A 7,910-nucleotide genomic window follows, 5' to 3' on the forward strand; every position below is an offset into this window, starting at 1 on the left:
CTGCTTCCGCTGCCTCCACGGAAGTCGTTGACGTATGCACATATTAAGTTAGCAAGGCTAATTGATGCAAGCTACACTTAATTTCGCCTGGTGACAGCGCCACCGGACGGGTGATCGTCCTTGACGGGGCGGCAACCGGGGAGGACCGTTGAGCGCTATGAGGGGCGAACCCAGTTGCCCGAAGTGTGGTGGCCGGGTCAGGGCTCCCGGTCTCTTTGCCGACTCCTGGCAGTGCGACGTGCACGGCACGGTGCACCCGTTGCAGCCCGTGATCCCACCCAGCGTCGAGGCCGTCCAGGTCGTGGTGCACCGCACACAGGTCCCGGTGTGGATGCCGTGGCCGCTGCCGGTCGGCTGGCTGTTCACGGGCGTGGCCTGCGCGGGCGACGACAGGAGCGGTGGCCGTGCGACGGCCGTGGCCTGCTCGGGCCCCGCGCCGCTCGGCGGCGTCGGTGAGCTGGTGCTCGTCGCCGAGGAGCTCGGCGTCGGGCTCGGCGCGCGGTACGCCGGCATCGACGGACCCGACCCGGGCCCCCACATGAGCGTCGAGAAGCCGCCGCAGACCAAGGTCCTCGCCGCCGGGCGGCCGACGCCGATGTGGCACGTCTCCGGGACGCCGGACGACCGCGCCGTCTTCGCGGGGGAGGCACGCGGCCTGTGGCTGTGGGCCATCGCGTGGCCGGAGCAGTCGGGCCTGCTCATGTACGACGAGCTGGTCCTCACGGATCTGCGGGACGCGGGCGCGGAGGTGGACCTGCTGCCGTGCGGGGCGCTGTCGCCTCGGCTGCTCACACCGTAGGGGAGCGGCTGGCGGGCGGCGGGTGAGTGGTGCTCTTCCGGGGTGGCCTGCGGGGTGGGGGTGAGTGGTGTCTCCTCGCGGGCGGCGCGTGCGGCGGGGTGAGCGATGCCTCTCGCGGGGCGGGCCGTGCGGCGTCCGATCCCCGTTATCCTTGAGCGTCCGCCCTCACCTTGCCGTCCGCCCCGTCAGAACACTGGAGTCAGCGTCGTGCGCATCGATCTGCACACCCACTCCACCGCGTCCGACGGCACGGACACCCCGGCCGAGCTGGTCCGCAACGCGGCGGCCGCCGGCCTCGACGTCGTCGCGCTGACCGACCACGACACCACCCGGGGATACGCCGAGGCGAAGAAGGCCCTGAGCGAGCTGTCGACGGGCCTGACCCTGGTGACCGGCGCCGAACTCTCCTTCAACCTCGACGGCATGGGCCTGCACATGCTGGCCTACCTCTTCGACCCCGAGGAGCCGGAGCTCGCCCGCGAGTGCGAGCTGGTCCGCGACGACCGGGTGCCGCGCGCGAAGGCGATGATCGAGAAGCTGCGGGGGCTCGGCGTGCCGGTGACCTGGGAGCAGGTCGCGCGCATCGCGGGCGACGGCTCGGTGGGCCGCCCGCACATCGCCGAGGCGCTCGTCGAGCTCGGCGTCGTGCCCACCGTCTCCGACGCCTTCACCGCCGAGTGGCTCGCCGACGGCGGCCGCGCGTTCGCCGAGAAGCACGAACTCGACCCCTTCGACGCGATCCGCCTGGTCAAGGCGGCCGGCGGCGTCACCGTCCTCGCGCACCCCGGGGCCGCCAAGCGCGGCAAGGTCGTGCCGGAGAGCGTGATAGCCGACTTCGCGGCAGCGGGCCTCGACGGCGTCGAGGTCGACCACATGGACCACACGCCCGAGACCCGCGCCCGGCTGCGCGCCCTCGCCGGGGACCTCGGCCTGCTGGTCACCGGCTCCAGCGACTACCACGGCAGCCGCAAGACCTGCGTACTCGGCGAGTTCACCACGGACCCCGAGATCTACGGCGAGATCACGCGCCGGGCCACGGGAGCGTTCCCGGTGCCCGGAGCGGGCGGACGCCCCGCCGCCTAGCGGCCGGTCCCCGCACGGGGACCGCCCTTCCCCTCACTCTCACTTCACCGCACTCCACGGTTCCGTGGCCGCGGCCGCCCTGCCCCGCGCTCGGTGCCGCACGCCGCGGCACCTTCGTACGACTCTCTGCAAGGCCATCACTGTGTTCGACGTCGCCGTTTTTGGATCCCTCTTTCTCACGCTTTTCGTGATTATGGACCCCCCGGGGATCACCCCGATCTTCCTCGGTCTCACCGCGGGCCGCCCCGCCAAGGTGCAGCAGCGCATGGCCTTCCAGGCCGTGTGCGTCGCCTTCGGCGTCATCTCGGTCTTCGGCCTCGTGGGCCACCAGATCCTCGACTACCTGCATGTCTCCGTCCCCGCGCTGATGATCGCGGGCGGCCTGCTGCTGCTCCTCATCGCGCTCGACCTGCTCACCGGCAAGACCGACGAGCCGAAGCAGACCAAGGACGTCAACGTCGCGCTGGTCCCGCTCGGCATGCCGCTGCTCGCGGGCCCCGGCGCGATCGTCTCCGTCATCCTGGCCGTCCAGGACGCCGACAGCGTCGGCACGCAGATCTCCGTCTGGGCGGCGATCGTGGCCATGCACGTGGTGCTGTGGCTGGTGATGCGGTACTCGCTGCTGATCATCCGCGTCATCAAGGACGGCGGCGTGGTGCTCGTGACGCGCCTCGCGGGCATGATGCTGTCCGCCATCGCCGTGCAGCAGATCATCAACGGCGTGACGCAGGTGATCAACGGCGGTTAGCGCCGGGACGGAACCATCGGGAGCGGTCCCGCGCTGAGGCTCATGTGCGGTCGCGGCCTGACCGTCGTGTTCGGCACGGGCCGCAGCCGCCAGCGCGAGGCGATGGTCGCCAGGGCGATCGTCGCCTCCGTCATGCCGAACACGTCCCCGATGCACTTGCGGCTGCCGGCGCCGAACGGCAGATAGCTGCCGCGCGACACGTCCTTCGCCCGCTCCGGGAGCCACCGGTCGGGATCGAAGGACTCGGGGTCCTTGAACAGCGCCGCGCTGTGGTGCAGGACGTAGGGGCTGATCATGATGTCGGAGTTCGGCGGGAGCTGCCGTCCCGCGAGCTCCGTGGCCTCCGTGGTGGTCCGTGTGTAGAGCCAGGCGGGCGGGTAGAGCCGCAGGCTCTCGGTGAACACCCTGCGGCTGTAGTCGAGGCGCGGGATGTCGGCGTAGCAGGCCACCCGGCCGTCGAGCACCTCGTCGAGCTCGGCGTGCAGGGCCGCCTCGACCCGCGGATTCTGCCCGAGGAGGTGGAAGGTCCACGCGAGGGCGCTGGCCGTCGTCTCGATCCCGGCCAGCAGCAGCGTCATGACCTGGTCGTGGACCTCCTGGTCGTCCAGGCGACCGCCGGTCTCCGGGTCCTCGGCGGTGAGCAGCGCCGACAGCAGGTCGCCGCGGTCGTCCTCGGTGCGCCGGTAGTCCTCGACGATCTGGTTGATCAGCCGGTGCATCCGGGTCAGCGCCTCGTCGAAGCGGCGGTTGGCCGCGATGGGGAGCTTCGCGAACAGCCCGGTGGGGTCCATCGCCTGCCGGTACGCGCCGTGCACGATGACCGGCAGGCAGTGCTGGATCTCGGCGACCGCCTTGCCCGCGATGTCGGTGGAGAACAGCGCGCGGGCGGTGACCCGGGCGGTCAGCGCCTGCATGGTGTTGCTGATGTCGATGGCCCGCCCCGCCTCCCACGCCCGGGCTTCGACCTCGCTCTCGTACTGCATCACCTCGGCGTACGCGGGGAGCCTCGCGGTGTGGAAGGCCGGCTGCACCAGGCGCCGCTGCCTGCGGTGGTCCGCCCAGTCGGACGTGATCAGGCCGTTGCCGAGGATCGGGCGGGCCTTCTCCTTCACCGGTCCGCCCGTGTCGTAGACGCGCGCGTTGAGCAGGATCTGCTGGACCAGGTCGGGGTGGCAGGGCAGATAGGCGCGGTTGGGGCCGAGGCGGAGTTCGACCAGGTCGCCGTGGGCCGGCAGCGAGGACAGGAACTCCATCGGCCTGCGGGCCATCTGTACGGCGTGCCCGATCAGCGGCAGACGTCCTGGCGCGGCAGCGAACCGCCAGTCGTGTGTCGCGGGTTGCTGGTGCGCGGTTCTCGTACCCATGTCTCCTTCATCTCTTCGCCTACGTCTGGTGCGCCGGCCCGGGGCGCGGGCAGCCGGGCCGTCGGGGGACCGGCTGCCTCAGGACGGCCGGCGCTGTTCGCAGCGCATGGGCAGCGTGCCGGCTTCCAAGGTGGCCTTGGGCTCCGGTTTCAGCGTGCTGCCGGGCACGGGACGGAGCCGCCACCGGCTGGCGATGGTGGCCACGATGAGGGCGGTCTCGGTGAGCGCGAGCACATCACCGATGCACTTGTGGCTGCCCGCCCCGAACGGCAGCAGGGCGCCGCGCGGCACGTCCTTGGCGCGCTCGTCCAGCCAGCGCTCGGGGGCGAACTTCTCCGGTTCGGGGAAGAGTTCCGGGTTGTGGTGCATGGCCCAGGCGCTGTACACCACCATGGCGCCGGACGGAATGGGGTGGCCCCCGAGCTCGGTGTCGGCCGACGCCACCCGCATGGACATCCAGGACGGCGGGTACAGGCGCAGCGCCTCGGTGATGACCGCGCGGGTGTACTCCAGCTTCGGGAGGTCGTCGAAGACCGGTGAGCGGTCCCCGACGGCGGCGTCGATCTCGGCGTGCACCCGCCGCTCGACCTCGGGGTGCGCGCCCATCAGGTGGAAGACGAAGGCGAGCGTCGACGCGGTCGTCTCGCTGCCCGCCACCAGGAAGGTGACGACCTGGTCGAGGACCTCCTCGTCGGTCAGCCGCTGCCCGGTCTCCGGGTGTTCGGCCCGCAGGAGGGTGGAGAGGAGGTCGCCGTGGTCCTCGTCGGACCGGCGGCGCTCACTGATCATTGTGTCGACGATCTCCCGCAGCCGGGTGTTCGACCATGCGTAGCGCCGGTTCTCGGGGGTGGGCAGCTTCTCCATCAGGCCGAGCGGTGCGACGGTGCGTTTGTAGATGCCCTGCGAGACGGTGCGCAGACACTGCCGCGCCTCCTCGATGGTCGCCGTGTCGACACCGGTGGAGAACAGCGTCCTGGCGGCGACCCGCATGAGGAGGGCGTGCATGGCCTCGCCGATGTCCTGCGTCTGCCCGGGCCGCCACGCGTCGATCGCGGCGCGGGTGTCGTCGCCGACCGCGGCGGTGTAGTCGGCGATGCGGGTCGAGTGGAACGCGGGCTGGATGACGCGTCGTTGGAAACGGTGGTCGTCGCCGCGGGAGACGGACAGGCTGTTGCCGAGCAGCTGGCGGGCCTTGTCGAAGACGCCGCCCTTGTCGAACACGCGGGGGTTCACCAGGACGTGGTGGACGAGCTCGGGGTGGCAGGCCAGATAGGCGCGGCTCGGGCCGAGCCGGATCTCGACCAGATCCCCGTGGGCGGGCAGGGAGGCCAGGAAGTCCAGCGGCCGGCGCCAGAGCGCGAGCGTGTGTCCCAGGAGGGGGACCGCTCCCGGTGCGGTCCCGAACGACCAGGAGCGTTCCTGTTTGACGGATTCCTTCGCCGTGGTCACGTTTCTCGCTTCCCTACTGAATACGCGAGTTGACGTTGTTCACAGCTGCTTTGTACCGCTTGTTGCTGGTGGTCCAGACAAAGTTGCCGTAAATGAGGTCGAACAGGACATCTCGCGTTGTGTCGTCGAAGGCGGCTATGCAGCGCAGGTCTTCGACGATGTCGTCGAGGCGGTCCTGGAAGAACCGCTCGAAGTCGCTCTGGTCCGAGACGTCGCACAGCCGGAAGCAGTTGGTTATCTGCCCCAGCGACACCTCGCGGTCATAGGAATAGAAGTCGTTGACGATCGCGAGGCCGCGCGTCGTCATACGGGCGGCCAGGCCCGTCTTCGCATGCTCGGTGAATTCCGCGTGGCGGTAGATCGGGTACGACATCTTCATCCAGAAGTCGACGCCGACATCCGTGACCCGGAACCTGAAGTACTGCTCCGGGGAAGTGGTGCAGAGCACTTCCTTGATGGGCGAGCCGCGGAACATGTGATCGCTGGTGATGAACGCCCGTGCCCCTTCGAGGGCGAATCGGGCGTCTTCCTCGCTGTAGTACTTCTCACAGATCTTCCGCAGTTCGGGGAAGAAGGCGTCGTAGTCGTGCAGCGCCGGATCCATGTCGTCCCACACGAAGGTGACGCAGTTCAGGATGCAGACGGCCTTGAAGGCCTCCATGTCCTTGATGTGGCGGGCGCTCTGCGACCACCGGACGACATCCATGTACGAGATCCAGCGCTCGTCCGAGACCGACTTCCCGAAAGGCGCCACCGCCGTATTGCAGGCGTCGATGATCTCCCGCAGTTCGGCATCGGTGAGTGGGCACATCTCCGGGCCCCTGCCGATGTGCTGCTCGAATGCCTCGGCGAATCTGCTGGTGCTTTTCTCCCAGTGCCGCATCATTCCGGAGAGTTCGGTCTGCCCGGGTACGGAAATGTCAGTGGTCATGAGTCCCTCACGATGGCCTTGCGGGTGATCTGCTCAAGGGCGACGGTCGCGTCCGTGGTGAACGGAGCCCGGTCCAGGGCGCGCAGCGCCTGCCGCCGGCGGTCGTCGATCATGCGCTCGACGCCGGCCCGGGCGCGGGTCGCCTCGAAGATGCCGCGCACGACGTCGGCGCCCTCCTCGTCGAGCAGCGGGTCGCCGAGCAGCCGGCGCAGCTGGGCCGTCTGCCGGCTGTCGGCGCGGCTGAGCGCGAGCGCGGTCAAAGCGGTGTTCTTGCCCGCCCGCAGGTCGTCGAGCCGGGACTTCCCGGTGACCAACGGGTCGCCGTACACCCCGAGCAGGTCGTCGCGGAGCTGGAACGCCTCGCCGAGGGGGAGGGCGTAGTCGCTGATGGCGGCCAGGACCGCGGGTCCCGCACCCGCGATGGCGGCGCCGATGTGCAAGGGGCGCTCGATGGTGTATTTGGCCGTCTTGTACCGGTAGATGTTCAGGGTGGCCTCGACGTCGTCCGTCAGCGCCCCGGTGGCGTGCAGGTCGAGGTACTGACCCAGCATCAACTCGGTGCGCATTTCGCCGAGAAGGGGAAGCGCCGCGTCGAGTTGCGTGCGGGTGAGTCCGGCCTTGTGCAGGAGTTCGTCGGACCAGGTGAGCGTGAGATCGCCGAGCAGGACCGCGGCGCTCACGCCGAACCATTCGGCATCGTCCGGGCCCCGGGACACGGCGCGGTGCGCCGCCATCGTGCGGTGAATGGTGGGGCGGCCGCGGCGGGTGTCGCTGTTGTCCATGACATCGTCATGGATGAGCGCGAAGGCGTGGAACAACTCCAGGCAGGCGGCGACCCGAATGATCGGTTCGACGTCGTCACCGCACCCGATCGCGTGCCAGCCCGTCACGCAGAGAAGGGGGCGAATGCGTTTGCCCCCCGACAGGAAGTCCCGTACCAGCTGCGAGAGATAGGGCAGGTGCGGTTGTGCCGTGGCGTCGTTCTTCGATTCCAGGAAGTCCGTGAGCGTGTCGTCCACGGACGCGAGAATCTTTTCCGCGTCTAAGGCGTCCAGAGCGGTTATGGGTACTGTCATTGAGCCAACTTCCCCCGTTCGGCATATTGGAAGGGTTCTCGTTGGAGGGGTGAGGGTGCTGGCGCAGAAGCTCTCCGGCCCACGGGCAAAGGCCCACCGTAAAATCTCACGGCAAGGTCCACAACAAAGTCCCATGAAAAAGGGAAGAGCAGGGGCACTACCGGTAAAGGGCATGCCTCATGGACCCACGGCGTGGGAACGCTCTCAATGCTGTGTTGGGTTGCCGATCGTCGGCTACCGCGCGGCCACCTTGCGGTGACTCATGCGCGGCACGCCCGTACGTGTGCGTGGAAGAGTCTTCTGCTTGCCACTCGACATTTCCCCCGTCGGAGTCCGGCCAACTCTCTGATGCGTCGCCAGTCTAGGCACAAGATCCGTGGATTCGGAAGGGATCACTTGCGGCGGCCCGGGGATGGGTGGCGGCCCCACGCAGTCCCTTCCCCGTCCCTTACCCGCAGCT

General features: G+C 69.1%; 7 protein-coding genes. 3 read left to right on the forward strand and 4 right to left on the reverse strand.

Going from position 1 to position 7,910, the window contains the following annotated elements:
* Nucleotides 1–157: 157 nt before the first annotated feature.
* The 3 genes from AC07DO_RS22600 (at nucleotide 158) to AC07DO_RS22610 (ending at nucleotide 2,630) form a co-directional block, all read left to right on the forward strand.
* Complete coding sequence (locus AC07DO_RS22600; protein ID WP_268773314.1) at nucleotides 158–799, forward strand: DUF6758 family protein; 642 nt, start codon at nucleotides 158–160, stop codon at nucleotides 797–799.
* Between the two features lie 207 nt (nucleotides 800–1,006).
* Nucleotides 1,007–1,882, forward strand: coding sequence for a PHP domain-containing protein (locus AC07DO_RS22605; RefSeq protein ID WP_479062057.1), 876 nt, complete (start codon nucleotides 1,007–1,009; stop codon nucleotides 1,880–1,882).
* A 142-nt stretch (nucleotides 1,883–2,024) separates the two neighbouring features.
* Nucleotides 2,025–2,630, forward strand: a complete 606-nt coding sequence (locus AC07DO_RS22610; protein WP_479062058.1) for a MarC family protein — start codon at nucleotides 2,025–2,027, stop codon at nucleotides 2,628–2,630.
* Here AC07DO_RS22610 and AC07DO_RS22615 read toward each other — a convergent pair.
* From AC07DO_RS22615 to AC07DO_RS22630, 4 genes are all read right to left on the reverse strand, one after another.
* Entirely contained in the window at nucleotides 2,627–3,994 is a 1,368-nt protein-coding gene (locus AC07DO_RS22615) for a cytochrome P450 (RefSeq protein WP_479062059.1), read from the reverse strand. The two genes, AC07DO_RS22610 and AC07DO_RS22615, sit on opposite strands and share 4 nt — an antisense overlap.
* A gap of 78 nt (nucleotides 3,995–4,072) precedes the next feature.
* The gene (locus AC07DO_RS22620; RefSeq protein ID WP_479062060.1) at nucleotides 4,073–5,443 is read right to left on the reverse strand and encodes a cytochrome P450; all 1,371 of its coding nucleotides are present in this window, start codon (nucleotides 5,441–5,443) and stop codon (nucleotides 4,073–4,075) included.
* A gap of 13 nt (nucleotides 5,444–5,456) precedes the next feature.
* Nucleotides 5,457–6,374 carry a terpene synthase family protein gene (locus tag AC07DO_RS22625; protein WP_479062061.1) on the reverse strand — a complete coding sequence of 306 codons (918 nt, stop codon included), beginning with the start codon at nucleotides 6,372–6,374 and terminating at the stop codon, nucleotides 5,457–5,459.
* Nucleotides 6,371–7,450, reverse strand: coding sequence for a polyprenyl synthetase family protein (locus tag AC07DO_RS22630; RefSeq protein ID WP_479062062.1), 1,080 nt, complete (start codon nucleotides 7,448–7,450; stop codon nucleotides 6,371–6,373). The genes AC07DO_RS22625 and AC07DO_RS22630 overlap by 4 nt, the downstream gene beginning before the upstream one ends.
* Nucleotides 7,451–7,910: the final 460 nt, after the last annotated feature.

Source organism: Streptomyces sp. NPDC045678, from assembly GCF_056432085.1.